This is a genomic window from Mesorhizobium sp. M0768 (genome assembly GCF_040320195.1).
GTDB lineage: Bacteria > Pseudomonadota > Alphaproteobacteria > Rhizobiales > Rhizobiaceae > Mesorhizobium.
This window is the reverse complement of sequence record NZ_JAMYPD010000005.1, coordinates 238,646-260,671: the sequence shown is the minus strand read 5'-3', so window position 1 is coordinate 260,671 and position 22,026 is coordinate 238,646. Positions and strand designations below refer to the sequence as shown.

The window sequence follows — 22,026 nt, the reverse complement described above, 5'->3', positions numbered from 1 at the left end:
TTGAATCGGTTCCAGGAGTTGGTTGAGCCTTCGCATTAACCGATCTGCCGCAACTCGGAAGCCGTCAGGCGCCCGCCCGCTCCATGCCCAGCCGAGCAATGCGGCGAAGCTCGTCGATCGGGGTCAGGCCGCCGCTGCGCTCATAATGCCAGAAGGTCCATCCGTTGCAGGCGTCCAGCCCCTGCACCTCGGCGCCGATCTTGTGGATCGACCCGGCACTGTCGCCGATGGCCAGCGTGCCGTCGGCGCGCACTTTTGCCGCCCAGCGCTTCTTGGCGTCGTAGAGCGTGGCGCCTGGCGCCACCAGGCCATTGTCGAGAAGGGTGACGAAGGCGACGCGCGGCTCGGCGCGCTTGCCGGTCAGTACCGTCAAATTGGCGCCTTCCAGCGGCCGGACCGCATCGATACGTTCCATGGCGGCATCGATATAGGTTTGTTCGCGCTCGATGCCGACGAAGTGGCGGCCAAGCCGCTTGGCCACAGCCCCGGTGGTGCCTGAACCGAAGAACGGGTCGAGCACGATGTCGCCCGGCCTGGTCGATGCCGTCATGATGCGGGCAAGCAACGCTTCCGGCTTCTGCGTCGGATGCAATTTGTCACCATTGTCGTTCTTCAGGCGCTCGCCGCCGGTGCAGATCGGAAACAGCCAGTCCGAGCGCATCTGGACATCGTCGTTCGATGCCTTCAGCGCCTCGTAGTTGAAAGTGTAGCCCTTGCCCTTCTGGTCGCGCGATGCCCAGATCATCGTCTCATGCGCGTTCTGGAAACGGCGGCCACGGAAATTCGGCATTGGATTGGTCTTGCGCCAGACGACGTCGTTGAGGATCCAGAAGCCCAGGTCCTGCATCTTGGCGCCGACCCTGAAAATATTGTGGTAGGAGCCGATAACCCAGATCGTGCCGTTGGGCTTCAACACACGGCGCGCCGCCAGCAGCCAGGCGCGGGTGAAGGCGTCGTAGGCCTCAAAACTGTCGAACTGGTCCCAATGGTCGTCGACGGCATCGACCTTGGATTGATCGGGCCGGTGCAGATCGCCATCGAGCTGCAAATTATAGGGCGGATCGGCGAAGATCACGTCGATCGACTTTTCCGGCAGCCGTTCGAGCGCGGCAACGCAGTCGCCCTTCAGGATCGTATCCAGCCACTCGGATTGCTGGGGAACATCGGAAAGCTCGTCGAGAAGACGCACGGCAGACATTGTGACACCCAAGGCACGCGTTACTGTTTACTGTCCGTTATGGTTACCGATCAGCGTAAATATTCAGTGAAGCAGCCCGCCGAATTTGCGAAGCCCGGCCTGTTGGTGTATGCCGCGCCGCCTGAGCCGTTTGGACCAAAAAGCCCTCGGCATTCCCTTCATCCCGCTTTCCGGATCACCATGCCCCAGCCAGACCTTGTCATCTTCGATTGCGACGGCGTGCTCGTCGATTCCGAAATCATCGCCGCGCGGATCGATGCCGAGCTGTTGACCTCGGCCGGCTACGAGATATCGGCCGAGGAGATTTCCGAGGTCTATGCCGGGTTGACTTTCAAGGACATCATGATGCGGGTCGAGGAAAAGTCCCGGATCCCGTTCCAGGCCTCGCTGATCGACAAGGAGGAACAGCTGGTCGATCGTAGGCTGCGCAGCGACGTGCGTGCCATCGACGGGGCGCACGAGGCTGTCGCCGCGGTAGCAGTGCCGCGCTGCGTCTGTTCGAATTCGCGCTCGGAGCGGATCGAATTCATGCTGGAGAAGGTGCAGCTTTTGCCGTTCTTTGCCGGCCGTATCTTTTCCTCGCTGGAAACTCCGACCGGGAAAACCAAGCCGGCGCCGGACGTGTTTCGGTTCGCCGCGGAAAAGCTCAAGGCCGATCCTGCCAACACCTTTGTCATCGAGGATTCGGTGCATGGCGTCACCGGCGCCAAGACGGCGGGAATGCGCGTCATCGGCTTCACCGGCGCGGCGCACAGCTATCCCGGCCACGCCGATGCGCTGACCGAGGCCGGCGCGGAAACGGTCATCCGCCGCTGGGCGGAGCTGAAAAGCGTGATCGCCGCGCTGTCGGAATGGTCGGCGGACGCCTGAGAGGCCGCCTCCAACCGCCGTGGCACGAATGCAGCGGCTTAGTTGGTCGCGGCGGCTTTCTTCTTCCTCGGCTTGTCTGTCCCTACTTTCGGAGCGCCCTCGTCATACCCGGCATATGCCTGGTAGTCCTTCGCCGTCGGCTCCGGAACGACGACGTTGGAATCGGTGAAGACGAACTGCGTGGCACTCGAAGGATCGGTAACCTGGACCTGATAGGAGTGAAGCTGCGAATAGAGAACTTCGGTGCCGTGCATCACCGCGATGCGGATCGGCATGGTGATGGTCCCGGGGGTGAACATCGGGCCAGGCACGACCTTGCCGGCGACGGCTATCTTCATCGACAAGGAGCCGTTGGCGCGGCTGCAGTCGCGGGTCACATCGGTGATCGAAGCCTGATAGATGATCTTGGCGGAATCGTCCGGCTGATCGACGCCTGCCGCGTCCACTGCCGGCTGGGCGGCTTCCTCGGCGGCAACATCGGGTTTTTTCTTCGGCTTCGGACCGCTCTTGGCGTAGGTATTGAAGAAGGCGGTGCCGTCACGCAACGTCACTTTCGGGCAATAGGCCTGCAACTGGCTGGAAAGCACCTTTGGATCGGGTGGCGGTGGCGGCGTCGCATCCTTTTTGCCGAAGCCGAGAATTCCATTGTCGCTCGATTGGCAACCTGCGGCGGCAAGCATAAAGCCGGTGAGCGCCACACCCGCGACAAAACGACCGTTGAATGAATGAAACGCCATGAACTGCACTTCCCTCTCGCAAAGCCGGTGACGTATATCAACCGCGCGGCAAAAATGCGACTGATCCAGCGCAGAAATCCACCACCTCGCGGCGGGCGAAAATTCCCGGCAGCAATGGAAACGTGACGATGCAATATGTGAGTACCCGCGGGGAAGCGCCCGCGCTTGGATTTTCCGACGCGGTGCTGGCCGGACTGGCGCGCGACGGCGGGCTCTACCTGCCGAGCGCCTGGCCGCATTTTTCCGCAGCCGAGATCCGCGCCATGCGCGGCCTTGCCTATCCCGATCTTGCCATCCGCGTGCTGTCGCCGTTCCTCGGCGGCGAGATCGCGGCGCCGGTGTTCGAACGGCTGGTGCGCGAAGCCTATGCAACCTTCCGCCATGAGGCCGTCTGCCCGCTGGTGCAGACCGGGCCGAACAGCTTCGTGCTCGAGCTCTTCCACGGCCCGACGCTCGCTTTCAAGGACGTGGCGATGCAGCTTCTTGCACGGCTGATGGACCATGTGCTGGCCGAGCGTGACCAGCGCGCCACCATTGTCGGCGCCACCTCCGGCGACACCGGAGGGGCCGCCATCGATGCCTTTGCCGGGCGCAACCGCACCGACATCTTCGTGCTTTTCCCGCACGGCCGCGTCTCGCCGGTACAGCAGCGGCAGATGACGACCTCGACCGCCGCAAACGTCCATGCGTTGGCGATCGAAGGCAATTTCGACGACTGCCAGAGCCTGGTAAAGGACATGTTCAACGACCACGGTTTTCGTGACCGGGTATCGCTGTCCGGCGTCAACTCGATCAACTGGGCCCGCATCATGGCCCAGATCGTCTATTATTTCTCCTCCGCGCTGTCGCTCGGCGCGCCCGACAGGCCGGTTTCCTTCACCGTGCCGACCGGCAATTTCGGCGACATCTTCGCCGGCTATGCCGCCAAGAAGATGGGGCTGCCGATCGAACGGCTGATCATCGCCACCAACGACAACGATATTCTGGCGCGCACGCTGGCGACCGGCGAATACCGCATGAAGGGGGTCTTTTCGACCACGTCCCCCTCGATGGACATCCAGGTGTCTTCGAACTTCGAACGCTTGCTGTTCGAAGCGTCCGGCCGCGATGCCTCGACCGTGCGGCGCTACATGAACGGGCTCAAGCAGTCCGGCGCCTTCACCATCGAGGCCGGCGAAATCGCCAAGATCCGCTCCGAATTCGACGCCGGCCGCGCCACCATGGACGAGGTCGCCGCCACCATCCGCACCACACTTGCGGCGAGCGGCTATCTGCTCGACCCGCATACCGCCGCGGCCGTGCATGTGGCCGCCGGCAAGGGTGCGGGTGAGGTGCCGATGGTGGTGCTGGGCACTGCGCACCCGGCAAAGTTTCCCGCCGCCGTCGAATCCGCCAGCGGCGTGTCGCCTGCCCTGCCTGCATGGCTAGGCGGGTTGATGAGCGCCGAGGAAAAATACACGGTACTTCCATCCGACCTGAAAATGGTGGAAGATTATGTCGGCCGCCACACGCGGGCGGCGCGTTAGGGAGTAATTGCCATATGGGTGTTGAGGTAAGCCGTCTGTCGAACGGCCTGACAGTCGCCACCGAAACCCTTCCAAGCCTCGAATCTGTTGCCCTTGGCGCCTGGGTCAAGTCGGGCGCACGCAACGAGCGTGACGAAGAGCACGGAATGGCGCACTTGCTCGAGCACATGGCTTTCAAGGGCACCAGTCGGCGAAGCGCCTTCGAGATTGCCTCGGAGATCGAGGACGTCGGCGGCGAGATCAATGCCGCCACCAGCGTCGAGACGACCTCCTATTATGCAAGGGTTCTGAGCGACGACGTGCCGCTGGCCGTCGATATCCTTTCCGACATCCTGCAGGAATCCGAATTCGATCCGCAGGAGTTGGAACGAGAGCAGCATGTGATTCTGCAGGAGATCGGCGCCGCGCACGATACGCCCGACGACGTCGTTTTCGATCACTTTACCGAGACCGCCTTCCGCCACCAGACTATCGGCCGCTCGATTCTTGGCACGCCGGAAACCGTCAAATCCTTCACTTCGAAGCAGCTGCACGACTTCATCGAACGACAGTACGGCGCCGAGAACATGGTGATGGTGGCGGCCGGCGATATCAAGCACGACGATTTCGTGCGGGAGGTCGAAAAGCGTCTCGGCAGCTTCCGCGGCAAGGCCGACGGCACCATCCCGCAATATGCGCAGTATGTCGGCGGCGATTTTCGCGAGGACCGCGACCTGATGGACGCGCAGATCGTGCTGGGTTTCGAGGGCCGCGCCTATCACGTCCGCGATTTCTACGCCTCCCAGGTCCTGTCGATGATCCTGGGCGGCGGCATGTCGTCGCGGCTTTTCCAGGAAGTCCGCGAGAAACGCGGCCTGTGCTATTCGGTCTACGCCTTCCATTGGGGTTTTTCCGACACGGGCGTCTTCGGGGTCCATGCGGCGACCGGACAAAGCGATATTGCCGAGCTGGTGCCTGTGATCATCGACGAGCTGCAAAAGGCCGGTGAAAACATCCTGCAGGAGGAGCTCGACCGGGCGCGTGCGCAGTACCGCGCCGGGCTGATCATGTCGGCCGAGAGCCCGGCCAGCCGCGCCTCGCAGATCGCCAGGCAGTTGCTTCTGTTCGGCAGGCCGATAGCCAAGGAAGAGTTGATGGAGCGGCTGTCGGCGCTGACGGTCGAGCGGCTGACGGACCTGTCGTCGCGGCTTTTTTCGACCAAGCCGACGCTTACAGCCGTCGGGCCGGTGGGTACGCTCGCGCCCTATGAGGCGATCCTCGATTCGCTTTCGGGCACGCAGACCACTGCCCGCAAGCTCGCCGTCTAAGCCTACTCGAGCGTCGTGTTCGCGCTCCCTTTCTTTCGCCGCGACCTGCCGGCACTGAAGGGCGAGCTTGTCACGCTGCGCGTACCGCTGACCAACGACTATCGCGAGTGGTCGGTGCTGCGCAGTGAAAGCCGCGCCTTCCTCGAGCCGTGGGAGCCGCGATGGACGCCTGACGAGCTCGACCGCACTGCGTGGCGGCACCGTATCGGGCGCTACCGCGAGGACTACGCGCAGGGGACGGCGATCGCCTTCTTCATCTTCGAGAAAAGCAGCGGCAAGCTGGCCGGCGGTATCACCCTCGGCAATATCCGCCACGGGGTCGCCCAAAGCGGCCATATCGGCTACTGGATCGGCGAGCGCTTCAGCGGACGCGGCCTGATGACCGATGCCGTCAAAGTGGTGACGCGTTTCGCCTTCGAAACGCTGCGATTGCACCGGATCGAAGCTGCCTGTATTCCCGACAACGCCCGGTCGATCCGCGTGCTTGAAAAAGCCGGATTCCGGCGCGAAGGACTGCTACGATCCTATCTCAGGATCAACGGCATCTGGCAGGACCATTACCTATACGCCCGAATCGCGGACGATCCGCCGGGCGTTGGAACAAAGGGCTGATTTTGACGAATTTTCTGCGCAAGGGGTCGCTGCTTGCCTTTATGCTGGCGGCAATCGTCACGCTCTGCGCGGCGTCCTCGGCCTTTGCCGTAGAACCGATCAAGATCGCCCGCGACGACGTTGCGCTCGATCTTTCGGGGGCCGTCTTGATCTACCGGAACCAGGGCGAGAATTTTCAGGTGTCGACCGCGCCAGGCCCGGACGGCATCGTGCGGCGCATCGAGGTCGAGGCAAATGATGCGCGCTCGAGCGGTGACTGGGCGGTGTTCGCGCTGGCCAATACCACCGACCAGCAGCTCGACAGGCTGATTGTCGCACCGCATTTCCGGCTGGTAAATTCCGGCCTGTTCTGGCCGGATCTCGGCTCGACCCGTATCGCCGCGATCACGCCCAGCGAAGGCTTTGCGCTCGACCGCCAGACCAGCCCCGACGCCGACGTCTTCCGGGTCACGCTGAACCCGGGAACGGTGATTACCTTCATCGCCGAGCTCGCCTCGCCCAAGCTGCCGCAGGTCTATCTGTGGGACCCTGAATCCTACAAGGATTCGGTCAATTCCTACACGCTGTTTCGTGGCATCGTCATCGGCATTGCCGGCCTGCTGGCGCTGTTCCTGACCATCCTTTTCGTCGTCAAGGGGACCTCGATGTTCCCGGCAACGGCGGCCCTAGCGTGGGCGGTGCTTGCCTATATCTGCGTCGATTTCGGCTTTCTCAACAAGATCATAGAGATCTCACCGGGCAATGAGCAGATGTGGCGCGCCGGAACGGAGGTGGCGCTCGCGGCGACCTTCGTGGTGTTCCTGTTTGCCTATCTCAACCTCAACCGGTGGCACGGCCATTTCAGCTACGGCGCGCTGGTCTGGATTCTCGGGCTGGTGCTGATCGCCGGTGTCGCCATCATCGATCCGGCGGTTGCCGCTGGCATTGCCAGGCTGTCCTTCGCCGCCACCTCGCTGACCGGGCTCGGCCTGATCATCTTCCTCGGTATCCGCGGTTACGACCGCGCCATCATGCTGGTGCCCAGTTGGGTGATGGTTCTGCTGTGGCTATGCGGATCGTGGATGGCGATCACCGGCATGCTGGACAACGATATCGCCCAGCCGGCGCTGGGCGGCGGGCTGATCCTCATCATCCTGCTGATCGGCTTCACGGTGATGCAGCACGCTTTTGCCGGCGGCGCCCTGCATCAGGGCCTGTTCTCCGATCTCGAGCGCCAGGCGCTGGCGGTTGCCGGATCGGGCGATACCGTGTGGGACTGGGACGTGCTGCGCGACCGCGTCGTCACTCGTCCCGACGTCAGCATTCAGCTCGGCCTTGCCCCCAACAGTCTCGGCGGGCCCGCCCGCAACTGGCTGCCGGTGCTGCATGCCGACGACCGCGACACGTTTCGCACGACGCTCGACGTGGTGCTCGAGCACCGGCGCGGCCGGGTGTCGCAAAACTTCCGCCTGCGCGGCGCCGACGGGCACTATCACTGGTTTTCGCTGCGCGCCCGGCCGGTGATCGGCTCGGACGGCGAGGTCATCCGCTGCGTCGGCACCATGGTCGACGTGACGGAGCAGAAGAAGTCCGAGGAACGGCTGCTGCATGACGCCGTACATGACAATCTCACCGGCCTGCCCAACCGCGAGTTGTTCATGAACCGGCTGGAGGCGATCATTTCGATCGCCCGCACCGAAGAGAAGGTGCGCCCGACCGTCTTCGTCATCGACATCGACCGCTTCAAGCAGGTCAATGACGGGCTCGGCATCTCGGCCGGCGATACCATCCTTTTGACCATCGCGCGGCGGCTGCACCGGCTGCTCAAGCCGAAGGATTCGCTGTCGCGCTTTGCCGGCGACCAGTTCGCGCTGATGCTTTTGTCGGAGCAGGATCCGGCTCGCATCGCGGGCATTGCCGATGCCATCAAGCACGCCATCAACAACCCGATCACCTTCGCCAAGCGCGAGATCGTGCTGACCGCCTCGATCGGGCTGATCACCTGGACCGCCACGCAGACCTCAGCCGAGGACATGGTCAAGGATGCCGAGCTTGCCATGCATCAGGCCAAGCGCTTCGGCGGCGACCGGATCGAGCCATTCCGTCCCGCCTTCCGCACCGTCGGCACCGACCGGCTGCAGTTCGAGTCCGATCTGCGCCGCGCCATCGAACGACGCGAATTCACGCTTGCCTACCAGCCGATCGTGCGGCTGGAGGACGGCAGCGTCGCAGGCTTCGAAGCGCTGCTGCGCTGGGACCATCCGCGTCGCGGCATGATCCCGCCGGCTGATTTCATTCCGGTCGCCGAAAACTGCGGCCTGATCGTGCAGCTTGGGCTGTTCGCCATGCAACAGGCTGCCGAAGACCTGGCGGGATGGCAAAAGCAGATCGGCGATGCGCCGCTGTCGGTCTCGGTCAATCTGTCCAGCCGTCAGCTCATCCGCCGCGACCTGGTCAGCGACGTCCGCTCGGTGATCGCGCGAGCCAACCTGAAACCGCGCTGCTTCCGGCTCGAACTCACCGAATCGCTGGTGATGGACAATCCCGAGCAGACCGCCCATGTGCTGACCAAGCTGAAGCAGCTTGGCATCGGCCTGTCGCTGGATGATTTCGGCACCGGCTATTCATCGCTGGCCTATCTGACGCGCTTTCCATTCGACACCATCAAGATCGACAAGAGCTTCGTCGACGACGCGACGCCGAAACGTGCGGTGCTGCTCAAATCCATGGTCAATATGGCGCATGAACTCGGCCTGTCGGTTGTCGCCGAAGGCATTTCGGACGAGAGCGATGCGCTGGAGTTGCGGCAGATGGGCTGCGAGTACGTGCAGAGCTTCATGTTCGGCGCGCCGATGCCGGGCGACCAGGTGCTGAAGACGCTGAAGGAACAGTATCCGTTGACCCAAGCGTGACAAGTTTCAGGACGTAATGAGGTTCAGGCGTGACCGGCAGCCAGGCTGAGATGCGCGAGATCAATGCCGATCGAGGCGAGGATCCGGTCATATTTGCGATCGATGTCGGCGTCGAACAGAAGCTCGGCACTTGCCGGGCAAGTCAGCCAGCCATTCTCGACGATCTCGTTTTCAAGCTGGCCCGCACCCCAGCCGGCATAGCCAAGCGCCATCAGAGCCCGCCGGGGTCCGCGGCCGGAGGAGATGGCGCGCAATATGTCGACGGTCGCGGTCAGACAGACATCGTCGGACACGGCGAGCGAGGATTCCACCCGGTAGTCGCCCGAATGCAGAACGAAGCCGCGGCTACGATCCACCGGTCCGCCATTGCGCACGACGAAGTCGCGCGCCGGTGGCGGCAGGCGAATTGCCTCCAGCTCGTTCATGATGCCGAGTTGCACGAGCAGGTCCGGAAACAGCATCTGCTGCGTCTGGTTGATGATCAGCCCCATCGCGCCTTCGTCGCTGTGCGCGCAAATGTAGATGACAGAGCGCGTGAAGCGGTCATCCTTCATGCCGGGCATGGCAATCAGGAACTGATCGTCGAGAAAGCCGGGTCCTGCGGCCGTCCTTTTATGGCGCAACAAATCCATGGCCACAGCGTAACGCGTTTCCGGGGCGTCGAAAAGATGGGCGGCGCCCGATTTGATCGGGCTCGTAAATCGAAGGTCACGCAAATATGATGCCGGCGGCGTCATGAAATCATTGTGCGGCCATCAACAGACGATCAAATCATTGCCATGCAAAGCTTGAAAATCCTGCTGCTTGGCGTAGCCATTGGATCGGCGACCGGCCTCCCCGCCTCAGCCTCCTCATCGGCCTGGTACAACAGCGAAGGCGGCAGGGTGCGGCTGGTGACGAGCGGCAAGGCCGATGAGGCCGGGCGTCTCCAGGGCGTCCTCGACATTGCGCTGAAGCCCGGCTGGAAGACCTATTGGCGCGATCCGGGCGATGCGGGCGTGCCGCCACAGATCGACGTCTCGGCCAGCACCAACATTGCCGACGCGACGCTTTCGTTTCCGCCGCCGCAGCGCCACGACGACGGCTACGGCAAATGGGCCGGCTACGACCACCCCGTTTCGTTGCCGGTGACGTTCACGCTTGCCGCGCCCGGCCAGCCGGCCGTCATCGATGCGGACATTTTCCTCGGCATCTGCGAAACCATCTGCATCCCGGTGCAGACAAGGCTGACCGTCGATCCCGGCGCCGATCCGGACAACGCCGGGGACGCGGCACTGGTCAAGGCAAGCCTTGCCACCCTGCCTGCCACGGCAACGCCCGATTTCGGCATAAACGTACTGCCGGGCGACCATGAAACGCTGATTGTCGAAGCGAGCTTTCCGGGCAGCCCCGAGGGCGCCGACTTCTTCGTTGCCGGCGAACGCGACTACATGTTCGGTGCCCCGGCACGCAGCGAAAAGGATGGCAAGCTGATCTTTACTGTGCCGATCCTCGACAGGCCGTCGACAACGCCAACCGATGGCGGCCTGCACTACACACTGACAAGTGCCGCAGGCGCGGTCGAAGGCCTGTTGCCATTCCCGTGATGCCAACGTCTGGACGGTTGCCGGGCGCGCCTTAATTCGCTATCGCAAGGACACTCCCTTCCATTTCCAAGCGAGGACCATCATGACGATCTCCGTTGGCGACAAACTGCCCGATGCGACCTTCAAGACAATGACCGCCGACGGTGCAAAGCCGATAACGACGGGCGAGCTATTCTCAGGAAAGAAGGTCGTGCTGTTTGGCGTTCCAGGCGCCTTCACGCCGACCTGCAGCAACAATCATCTGCCCGGCTACCTGGACAATTACGACGCCATCCTGGCGCGCGGCGTCGACACTATCGCCGTTGTCTCGGTCAACGATGTTCACGTTATGGGGGCCTGGGCCCGCTTCAGCGGCGGTGAAGGCAAAATCCTTTATCTTGCCGATGGCAATGGCGATTTCGCCAAATCCGTCGGGCTCGACGCCGACCTCTCCAGCGGCGGCATGGGGCTACGCTCGAAGCGTTTTTCGATGATCGTCGATGACGGCAAGGTCACCGCACTCAATGTCGAGACAAAGCCCGGCGTCGACGAATCCGGTGCGGCTCACATTCTCGGACAGCTTTCCGTCCTGGCGACAGCCTAGGCCAGGCACGGCAAAGGGCGTCCAAAGGACGCTGACTTTTGCATCGGCGCATGATCCTTCCGAAAGCCGACCCGGTTTTCGGGACCATGCGTCGGCCCTTCGGGACTGCTTGCTTCTGGGGACCTCGATTATGTCTGACATCGTCTGGCGCAGCGTCGCGATCGGCATCGGCGCAACCGCGCTTATGGATCTCTGGGCGATTTTCCTGAACAAGGCGTTTGCTCAGCCGCGGCCGAACTGGGGGCTGGTCGGCCGCTGGGTCTGGCATCTCAGGGAAGGCAAGGTCTTCCATGACGACATTGGCGAGGCCTCGCCCTACCCGCATGAATCAGTACTTGGCTGGGCCTTTCATTATGCTGTCGGCATCGTCTACGGCGTCATACTGGTCGTGCTGGCCGGAACGGCCTGGCTCACCGCGCCGACCTTCCTGCCGGCTTTTATGCTCGGCATCGTCACCGTCGGCGCCGGGTGGTTTCTGCTGGCGCCCGGCATGGGCGCCGGCTGGGCCGCTTCGAAGCGGCCCAATCCGATGCAGGTCCGCGCCCTCAATCTTGTGTCGCATACGGTGTTTGCCATCGGACTGTTCGGCACCGCCCTTCTGATCCGCTGACACGCCAGTTCAACCGGATCAATAACTCTGGGTCGAGCGGCGAACCTTCTTGGCCGCCGATTGCCTGGACTGGGTGCCTTCCTCCGGCGGCACGGACGCGAGCACGGGTTTCGCCGACTTCGTCTTGAATGGCGCCATGCCGAGCCGCGCCAATTCGTCGGCGCGCTCGTTCTCGGGATGGCCGGCATGGCCCTTGACCCAATGCCAGGTGACCTGGTGGCGGTTGCGCGCAGCGTCGAGCTGCTGCCACAGCTCGGCATTCTTCACCGGCTGCCGGGCAGCGGTCTTCCAGCCGTTGCGTTTCCAGCCGTCGATCCAGCCGAAAATGCCGTCCTTGACGTAGTTGCTGTCGGTATAAAGATCGACGACGCAAGGCTCCTTGAGCGCATTGAGCGCCGAGATGGCCGCCAACAACTCCATGCGGTTGTTGGTGGTCAGAGCCTCGCCACCATGGAGCTCCTTGATTGCGCCGTTGAAGCGCAGGATTGCGCCCCAGCCGCCAGGCCCGGGATTGCCCGAACAGGCACCGTCGGTGAAGATTTCAACGCGCTTGGTCATGTCAGTCCATATTCGGAAGGAGAGTTGATCGCCCGGTGGAAGCGCATCCGGCGGATATACTCGGTCGGGTCGCGTTTCATCACCAGGCCGCCATCCGGGACCGTCAGCCAGTCGTAGAGCCGGGTCAGCATGAAGCGCAGCGCCGAACCGCGCGCCAGCATCGGCAGCGCAGCTTTCTCGTCACTGCTCAACGGCCGCACGCTTTGGTAGCCGGCAAGCAGCGCCGTGCCCTTGGTCAGATTGAAGGAAAAATCCTTCTCGAAGCACCAGGCGTTCAGGCACGTGGCAACGTCATAGGCATAGAGGTCGTTGCAGGCGAAATAGAAGTCGATCAGCCCGGACAGTTTCTCGCCGAGGAAAAACACATTGTCCGGGAAAAGATCAGCATGGATGATGCCTTGCGGCAGACCGTTCGGCCAGTTCCGCTCGAAATCGGCGAAATCGGCATCGACCTCGGCCGCCAGTCCCGGCTCGACCTCGTCGGCGCGGGCGCGGGCGGCATTCCACAGCTTGCGCCAGCCATCGATGGCAAGGGCGTTGGGGCGGGTCATCGGAAAATCCGCGCCGGCGAGATGCAGTGCCGCCAGCGCCTTGCCGACCTCGCCGCAATGTGCAGCCGTCGGCCGCCGCAGCGACAGGCCTTCGAGAAAGGTGATGATGACCGCCGGCCGGCCGGCAAGTGTTCCGATCACGCCGCCATCATGTGCGGTGACCGGGAGCGGACACGAAATGCCCTTTCTGGCGAGGTGGGCCATGAGGCCGAGAAAGAACGGCAGGTCAGCCTTGTCGACGCGCTTCTCGTAAAGCGTCAGGATGTAGGAGCCGCTGCTGGTGTGCAGCAGAAAATTCGAGTTTTCGGTGCCTTCGGCGATGCCCTTGTAGGACAAGAGGTCGCCGACCGGATAGTTCCTGAGGAATGCGCCGAGCTCGCCCTCGTTGACGTCGGTGTAAACCGCCATCGTTGCTACGCGGCCCCGTTGACGAAGGCCATGTCGGCAGCCGTCAGTTCGACATCGCGCAACACCCGCATCACCGGAAAGTCCTCCGTCTCCGTCGCCGTCACGGCCAGCTCGATGGTCACGTCGAAGCGCTGCCTGAACGCATCGACGATCTCGTCGACGATGATCTCCGGCGCCGAGGCGCCCGCCGACAGGCCGAGCGTCGAAATGCCGGCAATCTCATTCCACGGAATTTCGGAGGCGCGCTGCACGAGAAGCGACATCGAGGCGCCGGCGCGCTCGGCCACTTCGACCAGGCGCCGCGAGTTGGACGAGTTAGGTGCGCCGACAACCAGGAAGAGATCGGCGCCGGCCGCTGTTTCCTTGACCGCTTCCTGGCGATTGGTGGTGGCATAACAGATCGATTCCGCCGCCGGCGCGTGCAGCTCGGGAAAACGCTGCTGCAGGGCGCGGACGATACCGGCGGTATCCTCGACCGACAGCGTCGTCTGGGTGACGAAGCCGAGCGCTTGTGGGTCTGCGGGCACGAAGCTTGCGGCGTCGGCCTCGGTCTCGATCAGAGTTACCGCGCCGTCCGGCAACTGGCCCATTGTGCCGATCACCTCCGGATGCCCGGCATGGCCGATCAAGAGCACGTGGCGGCCAAGCCGCTGATGGCGCATCGCCTGCTTGTGGACTTTCGAGACCAGCGGGCAAGTCGCGTCGAGATAGAACAGGTTGCGGGACTGGGCGTCGGCCGGCACCGATTTCGGCACGCCATGCGCCGAAAAGACGACCGGGCTCTGGCGATGCTCGGGCGGGATCTCGGAGAGCTCCTCGATGAACACCGCGCCGAGGCTTTGCAGCCCTTCGACGACGTAGCGGTTGTGCACGATCTCGTGGCGGACATAGACCGGCGCGCCGTATTTCTTCAGCGCCAGCACGACGATCTGGATGGCACGGTCAACGCCCGCACAGAAACCGCGGGGCTGGCAGAGCCGGATGGTCAGCGGCGGCTTTGTGTGAAGCATGATTGCATCTTACGCTGATTGTGGGCCGGTTGATCGGACTATGACTTCTGAGCTCAAGGCGCGAAATGAGGTGCGCGGCCCTGCCCTGTCAAGGGTAGTGGCGGCGATCATTGGTCTTTCGCCGGGCGGCGGAGCCAGGAGATCAGGACGCCGGCAAGGGCGGCGGCAAGGCCGTACCAGGTTATCGCATATTGCAGATGGCTGTTCGGCAGGTCGATGACGGTGACACCGCCAACCGGCAGCCCGCCGGGGTTGGGCGTGGCGTTCGCATCGATGAAGATCGGCACCAGCGCCGCACCTGTCGGCAGGCCGGCGCTCGAGGCCATCGCGTCACGGTCCTTCCAGTAGAAGATGTTCTTCTGCGGGTCATTGTCGGGAAGCATCATCGAGGGCTTGGTCGGCAGCGGGTTGCGGGCGAGCCCCGTCACCGTCACTTTGCCCGTTACCTGCCCCTGCGGCCGCTTGGCTGGATCCTTGAAATCGTAGGGCACGAAGCCGCGGTTGATCAGCACGAAACGGCCATCGTCGAGCTGCAGCGGCGTGAAAACGTCGAAACCGGACTGGCCTTCCCAGGTGGCGAGGAAATGCCGCTCGTCTTGATGCAGGAAAGTGCCGGTCACTATCACCGGCGTGTAGTCCACGTCGCCGGCGGCAGCAAACCGCTTTTCGACCTCGGCCAATGGCACGGGCGCCGAATGCGTGCGCTGGTCGATCGTCTGGAGAAGGCCCTCTTTCCAGTGCAGGCGCTGAACCTGCCAGGTGCCGAGCGCCAGCAGGATCAAAAACACGACGATACCCAGGCCGAGCGCCAATGCGCGCTTGGGCCGCGACCGGCCGGCCACCGAACCTGATGCCTCGCTCATTCGCCGCGGTCCAGCCGGCCCTCGGCCGCCTTGTTGCGGTATTGCAGCGTCAGCAGCACGCCCTTGATCAGCCGGAGCGCCGCCAGGCAAAGCACCAGCGTCAGCGGAATCCACAGCAGCAGATGCAGCCAAAGCGGTGGATTGAGCGTCACCTCCATCCACAACGCCAGGCCGACGACGATGAAGCCGATGATCAGGATAACGAACACCGCCGGCCCGTCACCAGCATCGGCGAAAGAATAATCGAGGCCGCAATTGGTGCAGCGATTGCCGACCGTGAGGAACCCGGAGAACAGCTTGCCCTCGCCACAGCGGGGGCAGCGGCCATGCAAGCCGGCCGAGATCGGATCGATTGGTGGCCAGATCGCCTTGTCGTCGCTCATGGGATCATCCTAGGAGCATTTGCCGCAAAAGATAAGGCGGCCACGTCGCCGCAGCCGCCTTGTCGATTTCCTCAGTTCGATCTCAGTGCGGTTCGATCATCGCGCCGTTCGATGCCCAGACGTAGATCGAGGCAAACAGGAACAGCCACACCACGTCCACGAAGTGCCAGTACCAGGCGGCGGCCTCGAAGCCGAAATGCTGCTTGGGCGTGAAGTCGCCCTTTATGGCGCGGATCAGGCAGACCAACAGGAAGATCGTGCCGATGATGACGTGGAAACCATGGAAGCCGGTCGCCATGAAGAAGGTGGCGCCGTAGATCGAATCCCTGAAGCCGAACGGCGCGTGCATGTACTCGTAGGCCTGCACCATGGTGAACAGCATGCCGAGGCCGACGGTCAGCACCAACCCATTGATCAGGCCCTTGCGGTCGCCGTGGATGAGCGAGTGGTGCGCCCAGGTCACCGTGGTACCCGACAGAAGCAGGATGACGGTGTTGTAGAGCGGCAGATGGAAGGGGTCGAGAACTTCGAGGCCCTTGGGCGGCCAGACGCCGCCAGTGAAGGCGGTACGGGCGTATTGATGGACCTCGCCCGGAAACAGGCTGGCGTCGAAGAAGGCCCAGAACCAGGCGACGAAGAACATCACCTCGGAGGCGATGAACATGATCATGCCGTAGCGCAGATGCAGCGACACGACACGGGTGTGGTGTCCCTCATGCGCCTCCTTGATCGTATCCGACCACCAGGCGAACATCGTGTAGATGACGATCAGCAGGCCGATGAAGAACAGCCATGGATTGGCGACATTGAAACCGAAGATCGGGAAATCGCCGCCCTTGAGGTATTGCATGTAACAGACGCCGCCGAACGCGGTCACCAGCGCCCCGACGGAGCCCAGGAACGGCCACGGGCTCGGGTCGACGAGGTGGTAGTCATGTTGTGGTTTTGCGTGTGCGTCTGCCATATCAACCCCCGAGGCTTGCTTCGGTATCTGAAATCTTGTTGCGGCGGCCGTCGGCCGGCACCGATGATGCGACCGGCTTGGTCTTGTCGACCGGGAACATCGTGTAGGACAGGGTAATCGTCGTCAGATCCTTCAATTCCGGCGCGTTGACGATGTCGGGATCGACATAGAAGACGACCGGCATGTCCAGTGTCTCGCCCGGCTTCAGCGTCGTGTCGGTGAAGCAGAAACACTCGACCTTGTTGAAGTAAGGTCCGGCCAGTTCCGGCTGCACGTTGAAGGTGGCGCGTCCAGTGATGGGACGGCTGAATTTGTTGGTCGCGCTGAAATGCGCCTCGGCGGTTTCGCCGATCTTGATGGTGATCGAGCGAGCGACCGGCTGGAATTGCCAGGGAACGCCGGCGGTGTTGGCGTCGAAGCGGATGGTGATGTCGCGATCGAGCACCCGATCGGCATATTGCTGGGTCGCCCGTTTGACGGTGCCGCCGTAGCCTGTCGCCTGGCAGAACATCGCGTAGAGCGGCACCGCGGCGTAGGCCATGCCGATCATGCCGCCGAAGAACGCGATGCAGACGCCGGCGACGACGCGGTTCGTATTCTTCTTCTTAGGATCGGTGACTGTTTGCCTGGTCATGTTAAGCTCACATCGAGCCGGGGAAACTGTGACCAAATTTCACGATGGTCGCGACGTAGAATATGACGACCAGCGCCGCCAGCGCGAAACCGATTGCGGCCGAGCGATTGCGGCGGGCCTTCTGCTGACGTTCGGTCAACGTGACCAGTTCAAGCTTCTTTTCGGCCATGCTCATGCTCCACCAATGGTCAGCGCGCGCGCGACGACACAATCGCCAAAGTAGGCGGCGAAGATGGCGAAGAGATAGAGCAGCGAATAGCCGAACAAGGCTTTGGCGGGCTTCATCGCCCGGTCGTCATCGGCCATTTGCAGCACCCTCCACGCATACCAGACGAAGCCGGCGCCGAGCAGCAATGCAACGATGCCATAGACCGGCGTGGTGAACCCGAGAACCCAGGGCAGCACGCCAACCGGCGCGAGGACCAGCGCATAGGCAAAGATCTGGCGTCTGGTCGAGGCTTGGCCGGCGACATTCGGCATCATCGGAATGCCTGCCTTGGCGTAGTCCTCCGACTTGAACAGCGCGAGCGCCCAGAAATGTGGCGGCGTCCACAGGAAGATGACCAGGAACAGCACCAAGCTTTCGAGGCTGACCGATCCGGTTACCGCCGCCCAGCCTATGACCGGCGGAATGGCACCGGCAGCCCCGCCGATGACGATGTTCTGCGGCGTCCAGCGCTTCAGCCACATCGTATAGATGACGGCATAGAAAAAGATGGTGAAGGCCAGAAGCGATGCTGCCAACCAGTTGACCAGCACGCCGAGCGTCATCACCGACAGAACCGACAGCACCAGCCCGAAACTCAATGCCTCGCCTGGCCGGATACGGCCGGCCGGCACGGGACGGCCGGCGGTGCGCGTCATCACCGCATCGATGTCTGCGTCATACCACATGTTGAGCGCACCGGAGGCGCCGGCGCCGATGGCAATAGCCAGGATCGCGATCACCGCCAGCAGCGGATTGATGGTCACCGGAGCGGCGACCATGCCGACAAACGCAGTGAACACCACCAGCGACATGACGCGCGGCTTCAGCAGGGCGAAGAAATCGCCCGCCGTCGCTTCCGACATGCGGAAGCCCGGCTCGTCAATCAGTCTGTCTTCGGCAAGGGCCATGCGTACTTAAAGTCCATCATTCCGTTGGCCAAAACCGCCGGTCGGCCGGCGGCTCCGTATTAAAGGAGGCAACCGCCTACTTGATCTTCGGCAACTGTTCCCACTGGTGGAACGGCGGCGGCGAAGGCAGTTGCCATTCCAGCGTGGTCGCACCCTCGCCCCAAGGATTGGCGCCGGCGACCCGCTTCTTCTGGAACGCCTCGAAGACGCCGAACAGGAAGATGACGACGCCGATAGCCGAGATGTACGAGCCGTAGGACGACACCATGTTCCAGCCGGCGAAGGCATCCGGATAGTCGATATAGCGACGCGGCATACCGGAAAGGCCGAGGAAGTGCTGCGGGAAAAAGACCAGGTTGACGCCGACAAAAGTGACCCAGAAGTGGGTGTTGGCGATCACCGGCGAATACATGTAGCCGGTCATTTTCGGGAACCAGTAGTACCAGCCGGCGAAGATCGCGAAGACCGCGCCCAGCGACAGCACGTAGTGGAAGTGCGCGACCACGAAATAGGTGTCGTGCAGCGGGCGGTCGAGGCCGGCATTGGCCAGCTGCACGCCGGTGACGCCGCCAACAGTGAACAGGAAGATGAAGCCGATCGCCCACAGCATCGGGGTCTTGAGCGAAATCGACCCGCCCCACATAGTGGCGATCCACGAGAAGATCTTCACACCCGTCGGCACCGCGATGACCATGGTGGCGAAGACGAAATAGCGCTGGGTGTCGAGCGATAGGCCCGTCGTGTACATGTGGTGGGCCCAGACGATGAAGCCCACCGCGCCGATGGCTACCATCGCATAGGCCATGCCGAGATAGCCGAACACCGGCTTCCTCGAAAAGGTCGAGATGATATGGCTGATGATACCGAAACCCGGCAGGATCAGAATGTAGACCTCCGGATGGCCGAAGAACCAGAACAGGTGCTGGAACAGGATCGGATCGCCGCCACCGTCCGGGGCGAAGAAGGTGGTGCCGAAATTGCGGTCGGTCAACAGCATGGTGATGCCGCCGGCCAGCACCGGAAGCGACAGAAGCAGCAGGAAGGCGGTAATCAGCACAGACCAGGCGAAAAGCGGCATCTTGTGCATGGTCATGCCGGGCGCGCGCATGTTGAAGATGGTGGTGATGAAGTTGATGGCGCCAAGAATCGAGGAGGCGCCGGCGATGTGGATTGACAGGATCGCCAGGTCCATGGCCGGTCCGGGCTGGCCCGATGTCGACAATGGCGGATAAAGCGTCCAGCCGCCGCCGACGCCGTAGGCGCCGGGCGCACTCGGGACGAAGGCCGAGAAAATCAGCAGGATGAAAGCCGGCGGCAGCAGCCAGAACGAGACGTTGTTCATGCGCGGGAAGGCCATATCCGGCGCGCCGATCATGATCGGCACCATCCAGTTGGCAAAGCCGCCGATCAGCGCCGGCATCACCATGAAGAAGATCATAATCAGCGCATGCGCGGTGGTGAAAGCATTGTACATGCTCTTGCCCCCGTCGATGGCGGCGTCGCCATTCATGCCGTAGACCATCTGCGCCAGGCCAGTGAATATCTGGATGCCCGGCTCCTGCAATTCCATGCGCATGACGACCGACAAGGCGCCACCGATGCAGCCCGCCATGATCGCGAAGATCAGATAAAGCGTGCCGATGTCCTTGTGGTTGGTCGAATACACCCACCGGACCCAGCCATGATACGGCTTGTGGTCGTGGTCGTCGTGAGCTGCAGCGTGCGCCATGGTCGGCTCCGTTCCCTGAATCTTTTCTGGTCGCGGCATCAATTGCCGGCGGCCGCTACCTTGTTCGTGCCATCGACCTCGGCCATCAGCGCCTTGTTGGCGCCGGGAAGGTCGGTTTTGGCTGCCGCCAGCCAGGTCTTGTATTGTGCATCGGAGACGACGCGAATGGCGATCGGCATGAAGGCGTGGTCCTTGCCGCAGAGTTCCGAGCACTGGCCGTAATAGAGGCCTTCCTTGTCGGCCTTGAACCAGACCTCGTTGATGCGGCCCGGCACCGCGTCGGTCTTGATGCCGAAGGACGGCATGGCAAAGGCGTGAATGACGTCGGTCGCCGTCACCAGCACGCGGGTCATGGTGCTGACCGGCACCACCATCTCATTGTCGACGGCGAGCAGGCGCGGATACTCGGCGCGATCTTCCTTGCCGGCAGCAGCCCTGTCGGCATCCTGAAGGATCGCGGAATTAAAGGAAAGCGTGTTGTCGACCTGGTATTCGTAGTCCCAGTTCCACTGATTGCCGGTCGCTTTGACGGTCAGCTTGGCTTCTTCCGGCGGCGTGTATTGCGCGGTCAGCAGTTGGAACGAAGGAATGGCGAGACAGAGCAGGATGACCACGGGACCGACAGTCCAGATGACCTCGATCAGCGTGTTGTGGCTGGTGCGCGACGGCGTCGGGTTGACGCTCGCCCGGAACCGCAAAATGCAGTAGGCAATCAGGAAAAGCACCAAGGCGGTGATCACAATGATGAACGCGAACGAGTAGTTCCCGAACCACTCGATCTGCCGCATAATGTCGGTCGCCGGAGGCTGAAAACTGGTTTCCCAAGGTTGGGGCTGGGCTGCATGAGCGGATGCAGCGGCAAACAACGTGGCGGCGGCACTAGCTACGATTTTGGCGGTTGCCAGGAATTTTCTCATCGCCCTCGTCATCTCCCAGTTCCTCGCGATCGGACCGCAAGAATGTCGAACAATGCCGGGACGGGAATCCCGGACAATTCAAGGCTGGTTCAAACCATACTCTATTTGCCTCCGCAAGAAAGGAGCGCCGGAACCCGTGCGGCATTTTTGCGCGCAAGCGCGGCGCTGGCTTCGTGCGGTGACGGCTCGCCGCGAATCACCAGAGCGGCATCCGGGTAGAATGAGCTGCGCGGCGCGCGGAACCGTCGCAATTAGGGCGAAATTGGCACGGAAAAGCGCATTGTTGCCTGTGTCGGGGCAGATCGCCGGGGTCTCGTCCTTTACTTGGGTTTAGTGCGGCTTAAAGTGCCGTGATTCGCAATGGAGCCGTCATGAACCCTTGGCTTTCGAGAACCTTGGCGAAGGTCATCTTTGTTGCCGCCGCAATAGCCTTGTCCGGCGCCGGCCTGGCCAATGCCGCGCAGCCAAGCGGCACGGTGAAGTCAACGCATGGGGCGTGGTCGATCATCTGCGATACGCCCGCCGGTGCTACGTCCGAACAATGCGTGATGATGCAGAACGTCGTCGCCGAGGACCGCCCGGAAATGGGGCTTTCCGTCGTCGTGCTGCGCACAGCCGACAACAAGGCCGAAATCCTGCGTGTGCTGGCGCCGCTCGGCGTGCTGTTGCCCAACGGCCTCGGCCTCAATGTCGACGGCAAGGATATCGGCCGCGCCTATTTCGTGCGCTGTTTCCAGGACGGCTGCTATGCCGAGGTCATCCTGGAAAAGCCGCTGCTCGACACGCTGAAGACCGGTACGTCCGCCACCTTCATCGTCTTCCAGACGCCGGAAGAGGGCATCGGCATTCCCGTCGACCTCAAGGGTTTCGCCGACGGCTTCGCCGCCCTGCCTTGAGACTGGTCTTGTAGCACGATCCAGTGATGTTGACCGGCCGAGGTCACGGCAAATCTCATTTCAGATTGTCTGTGCGG

Annotated in this window: 23 protein-coding genes; 9 read left to right on the top strand and 14 right to left on the bottom strand. The window is 62.5% G+C overall.

Annotated elements, in window-relative coordinates; genetic code table 11:
- Positions 1 to 64 precede the first annotated feature (64 nt).
- Positions 65 to 1,198 carry a site-specific DNA-methyltransferase gene (locus NKI08_RS10055; protein WP_352768748.1) on the bottom strand — a complete coding sequence of 378 codons (1,134 nt, stop codon included), beginning with the start codon at positions 1,196 to 1,198 and terminating at the stop codon, positions 65 to 67.
- A gap of 180 nt (positions 1,199 to 1,378) precedes the next feature.
- Between NKI08_RS10055 and NKI08_RS10050 the strand changes: the two genes are divergently transcribed.
- A complete protein-coding gene (locus NKI08_RS10050) occupies positions 1,379 to 2,068 on the top strand; it encodes an HAD family hydrolase (RefSeq protein ID WP_254818468.1) in 690 nt (229 codons plus the stop codon).
- Between the two features lie 38 nt (positions 2,069 to 2,106).
- Here the strand turns inward: NKI08_RS10050 and NKI08_RS10045 are convergent, their stop codons facing one another.
- Entirely contained in the window at positions 2,107 to 2,805 is a 699-nt protein-coding gene (locus NKI08_RS10045) for a hypothetical protein (protein ID WP_352768744.1), read from the bottom strand.
- Between the two features lie 128 nt (positions 2,806 to 2,933).
- On the opposite strand from NKI08_RS10045, the gene thrC reads away from it, so the two are divergent.
- The 4 genes from thrC to NKI08_RS10025 are packed head-to-tail and all read left to right on the top strand — an operon-like array spanning position 2,934 to position 9,141.
- Positions 2,934 to 4,331, top strand: a complete 1,398-nt coding sequence (gene thrC, locus NKI08_RS10040; protein WP_352768741.1) for a threonine synthase — start codon at positions 2,934 to 2,936, stop codon at positions 4,329 to 4,331.
- A gap of 14 nt (positions 4,332 to 4,345) precedes the next feature.
- Positions 4,346 to 5,638 (top strand): M16 family metallopeptidase, encoded by a 1,293-nt coding sequence (locus tag NKI08_RS10035; RefSeq protein WP_352470646.1) that lies wholly within the window; start codon positions 4,346 to 4,348, stop codon positions 5,636 to 5,638.
- 15 nt (positions 5,639 to 5,653) lie between these two features.
- Entirely contained in the window at positions 5,654 to 6,250 is a 597-nt protein-coding gene (locus tag NKI08_RS10030) for a GNAT family N-acetyltransferase (RefSeq protein ID WP_352449873.1), read from the top strand.
- 2 nt (positions 6,251 to 6,252) lie between these two features.
- Positions 6,253 to 9,141 (top strand): EAL domain-containing protein, encoded by a 2,889-nt coding sequence (locus NKI08_RS10025; RefSeq protein ID WP_352768738.1) that lies wholly within the window; start codon positions 6,253 to 6,255, stop codon positions 9,139 to 9,141.
- A gap of 23 nt (positions 9,142 to 9,164) precedes the next feature.
- On the opposite strand, the gene NKI08_RS10020 is transcribed toward NKI08_RS10025, so the two are convergent.
- On the bottom strand, positions 9,165 to 9,773 hold the full coding sequence (locus tag NKI08_RS10020; protein ID WP_031211061.1) for a YqgE/AlgH family protein: 609 nt from the start codon (positions 9,771 to 9,773) through the stop codon (positions 9,165 to 9,167).
- Positions 9,774 to 9,920: 147 nt separating this feature from the next.
- Between NKI08_RS10020 and NKI08_RS10015 the strand changes: the two genes are divergently transcribed.
- The 3 genes from NKI08_RS10015 (at position 9,921) to NKI08_RS10005 (ending at position 11,920) form a co-directional block, all read left to right on the top strand.
- A complete protein-coding gene (locus tag NKI08_RS10015; RefSeq protein WP_352768734.1) occupies positions 9,921 to 10,727 on the top strand; it encodes a protein-disulfide reductase DsbD domain-containing protein in 807 nt (268 codons plus the stop codon).
- Between the two features lie 82 nt (positions 10,728 to 10,809).
- A complete protein-coding gene (locus tag NKI08_RS10010) occupies positions 10,810 to 11,310 on the top strand; it encodes a peroxiredoxin (RefSeq protein ID WP_352470649.1) in 501 nt (166 codons plus the stop codon).
- Positions 11,311 to 11,440: 130 nt separating this feature from the next.
- On the top strand, positions 11,441 to 11,920 hold the full coding sequence (locus NKI08_RS10005) for a DUF2938 domain-containing protein (protein ID WP_352768730.1): 480 nt from the start codon (positions 11,441 to 11,443) through the stop codon (positions 11,918 to 11,920).
- 18 nt (positions 11,921 to 11,938) lie between these two features.
- Here NKI08_RS10005 and rnhA read toward each other — a convergent pair whose 3' ends face one another.
- The 11 genes from rnhA to coxB form a co-directional block, all read right to left on the bottom strand.
- Positions 11,939 to 12,478, bottom strand: a complete 540-nt coding sequence (rnhA, locus tag NKI08_RS10000; RefSeq protein WP_352501954.1) for a ribonuclease HI — start codon at positions 12,476 to 12,478, stop codon at positions 11,939 to 11,941.
- Complete coding sequence (locus NKI08_RS09995; protein ID WP_352456890.1) at positions 12,475 to 13,437, bottom strand: homoserine kinase; 963 nt, start codon at positions 13,435 to 13,437, stop codon at positions 12,475 to 12,477. The genes rnhA and NKI08_RS09995 overlap by 4 nt, the downstream gene beginning before the upstream one ends.
- A gap of 5 nt (positions 13,438 to 13,442) precedes the next feature.
- Positions 13,443 to 14,447, bottom strand: a complete 1,005-nt coding sequence (gene ispH / locus NKI08_RS09990; RefSeq protein ID WP_352768726.1) for a 4-hydroxy-3-methylbut-2-enyl diphosphate reductase — start codon at positions 14,445 to 14,447, stop codon at positions 13,443 to 13,445.
- A gap of 107 nt (positions 14,448 to 14,554) precedes the next feature.
- Positions 14,555 to 15,310 carry an SURF1 family protein gene (locus NKI08_RS09985; RefSeq protein ID WP_352768723.1) on the bottom strand — a complete coding sequence of 252 codons (756 nt, stop codon included), beginning with the start codon at positions 15,308 to 15,310 and terminating at the stop codon, positions 14,555 to 14,557.
- Positions 15,307 to 15,693, bottom strand: coding sequence for a DUF983 domain-containing protein (locus NKI08_RS09980; protein ID WP_352470653.1), 387 nt, complete (start codon positions 15,691 to 15,693; stop codon positions 15,307 to 15,309). Before NKI08_RS09980 ends, NKI08_RS09985 begins: the two co-directional genes overlap by 4 nt.
- Positions 15,694 to 15,775: 82 nt before the next feature.
- The gene (locus tag NKI08_RS09975; protein WP_352449883.1) at positions 15,776 to 16,657 is read right to left on the bottom strand and encodes a cytochrome c oxidase subunit 3; all 882 of its coding nucleotides are present in this window, start codon (positions 16,655 to 16,657) and stop codon (positions 15,776 to 15,778) included.
- A gap of 1 nt (position 16,658) precedes the next feature.
- Positions 16,659 to 17,291, bottom strand: a complete 633-nt coding sequence (locus tag NKI08_RS09970; protein WP_352593359.1) for a cytochrome c oxidase assembly protein — start codon at positions 17,289 to 17,291, stop codon at positions 16,659 to 16,661.
- A gap of 7 nt (positions 17,292 to 17,298) precedes the next feature.
- Positions 17,299 to 17,466, bottom strand: a complete 168-nt coding sequence (locus tag NKI08_RS09965; protein ID WP_023674135.1) for a cytochrome c oxidase system small membrane protein — start codon at positions 17,464 to 17,466, stop codon at positions 17,299 to 17,301.
- Positions 17,463 to 18,407: a heme o synthase gene (locus NKI08_RS09960; protein ID WP_352768718.1), complete on the bottom strand. Its 945-nt coding sequence runs from the start codon at positions 18,405 to 18,407 to the stop codon at positions 17,463 to 17,465. Before NKI08_RS09960 ends, NKI08_RS09965 begins: the two co-directional genes overlap by 4 nt.
- Positions 18,408 to 18,483: 76 nt before the next feature.
- Complete coding sequence (gene ctaD / locus NKI08_RS09955) at positions 18,484 to 20,136, bottom strand: cytochrome c oxidase subunit I (protein WP_352470655.1); 1,653 nt, start codon at positions 20,134 to 20,136, stop codon at positions 18,484 to 18,486.
- A gap of 38 nt (positions 20,137 to 20,174) precedes the next feature.
- Entirely contained in the window at positions 20,175 to 21,053 is an 879-nt protein-coding gene (gene coxB, locus NKI08_RS09950; protein WP_352456886.1) for a cytochrome c oxidase subunit II, read from the bottom strand.
- A 371-nt stretch (positions 21,054 to 21,424) separates the two neighbouring features.
- Between coxB and NKI08_RS09945 the strand changes: the two genes are divergently transcribed.
- Positions 21,425 to 21,949, top strand: coding sequence for an invasion associated locus B family protein (locus NKI08_RS09945; RefSeq protein ID WP_023674131.1), 525 nt, complete (start codon positions 21,425 to 21,427; stop codon positions 21,947 to 21,949).
- Positions 21,950 to 22,026 lie beyond the last annotated feature (77 nt).

Bases quoted from the DNA above. Each gene is read 5' to 3' on its own strand.
- NKI08_RS09985 (WP_352768723.1), bottom strand. From the start codon at position 15,310: ATGAGCGAGGCATCAGGTTCGGTGGCCGGCCGGTCGCGGCCCAAGCGC.
- NKI08_RS09970 (WP_352593359.1), bottom strand. From the start codon at position 17,291: ATGACCAGGCAAACAGTCACCGATCCTAAGAAGAAGAATACGAACCGC.
- NKI08_RS10010 (WP_352470649.1), top strand. From the start codon at position 10,810: ATGACGATCTCCGTTGGCGACAAACTGCCCGATGCGACCTTCAAGACA.
- ispH (WP_352768726.1), bottom strand. From the start codon at position 14,447: ATGCTTCACACAAAGCCGCCGCTGACCATCCGGCTCTGCCAGCCCCGC.
- ctaD (WP_352470655.1), bottom strand. From the start codon at position 20,136: ATGGCGCACGCTGCAGCTCACGACGACCACGACCACAAGCCGTATCAT.
- NKI08_RS09960 (WP_352768718.1), bottom strand. From the start codon at position 18,407: ATGGCCCTTGCCGAAGACAGACTGATTGACGAGCCGGGCTTCCGCATG.
- NKI08_RS09965 (WP_023674135.1), bottom strand. From the start codon at position 17,466: ATGAGCATGGCCGAAAAGAAGCTTGAACTGGTCACGTTGACCGAACGT.
- NKI08_RS09995 (WP_352456890.1), bottom strand. From the start codon at position 13,437: ATGGCGGTTTACACCGACGTCAACGAGGGCGAGCTCGGCGCATTCCTC.
- coxB (WP_352456886.1), bottom strand. From the start codon at position 21,053: ATGAGAAAATTCCTGGCAACCGCCAAAATCGTAGCTAGTGCCGCCGCC.
- rnhA (WP_352501954.1), bottom strand. From the start codon at position 12,478: ATGACCAAGCGCGTTGAAATCTTCACCGACGGTGCCTGTTCGGGCAAT.
- thrC (WP_352768741.1), top strand. From the start codon at position 2,934: ATGCAATATGTGAGTACCCGCGGGGAAGCGCCCGCGCTTGGATTTTCC.
- NKI08_RS10005 (WP_352768730.1), top strand. From the start codon at position 11,441: ATGTCTGACATCGTCTGGCGCAGCGTCGCGATCGGCATCGGCGCAACC.
- NKI08_RS09980 (WP_352470653.1), bottom strand. From the start codon at position 15,693: ATGAGCGACGACAAGGCGATCTGGCCACCAATCGATCCGATCTCGGCC.
- NKI08_RS10055 (WP_352768748.1), bottom strand. From the start codon at position 1,198: ATGTCTGCCGTGCGTCTTCTCGACGAGCTTTCCGATGTTCCCCAGCAA.
- NKI08_RS09975 (WP_352449883.1), bottom strand. From the start codon at position 16,657: ATGGCAGACGCACACGCAAAACCACAACATGACTACCACCTCGTCGAC.
- NKI08_RS10035 (WP_352470646.1), top strand. From the start codon at position 4,346: ATGGGTGTTGAGGTAAGCCGTCTGTCGAACGGCCTGACAGTCGCCACC.
- NKI08_RS10020 (WP_031211061.1), bottom strand. From the start codon at position 9,773: ATGGATTTGTTGCGCCATAAAAGGACGGCCGCAGGACCCGGCTTTCTC.
- NKI08_RS10050 (WP_254818468.1), top strand. From the start codon at position 1,379: ATGCCCCAGCCAGACCTTGTCATCTTCGATTGCGACGGCGTGCTCGTC.
- NKI08_RS10045 (WP_352768744.1), bottom strand. From the start codon at position 2,805: ATGGCGTTTCATTCATTCAACGGTCGTTTTGTCGCGGGTGTGGCGCTC.
- NKI08_RS09945 (WP_023674131.1), top strand. From the start codon at position 21,425: ATGAACCCTTGGCTTTCGAGAACCTTGGCGAAGGTCATCTTTGTTGCC.
- NKI08_RS10015 (WP_352768734.1), top strand. From the start codon at position 9,921: ATGCAAAGCTTGAAAATCCTGCTGCTTGGCGTAGCCATTGGATCGGCG.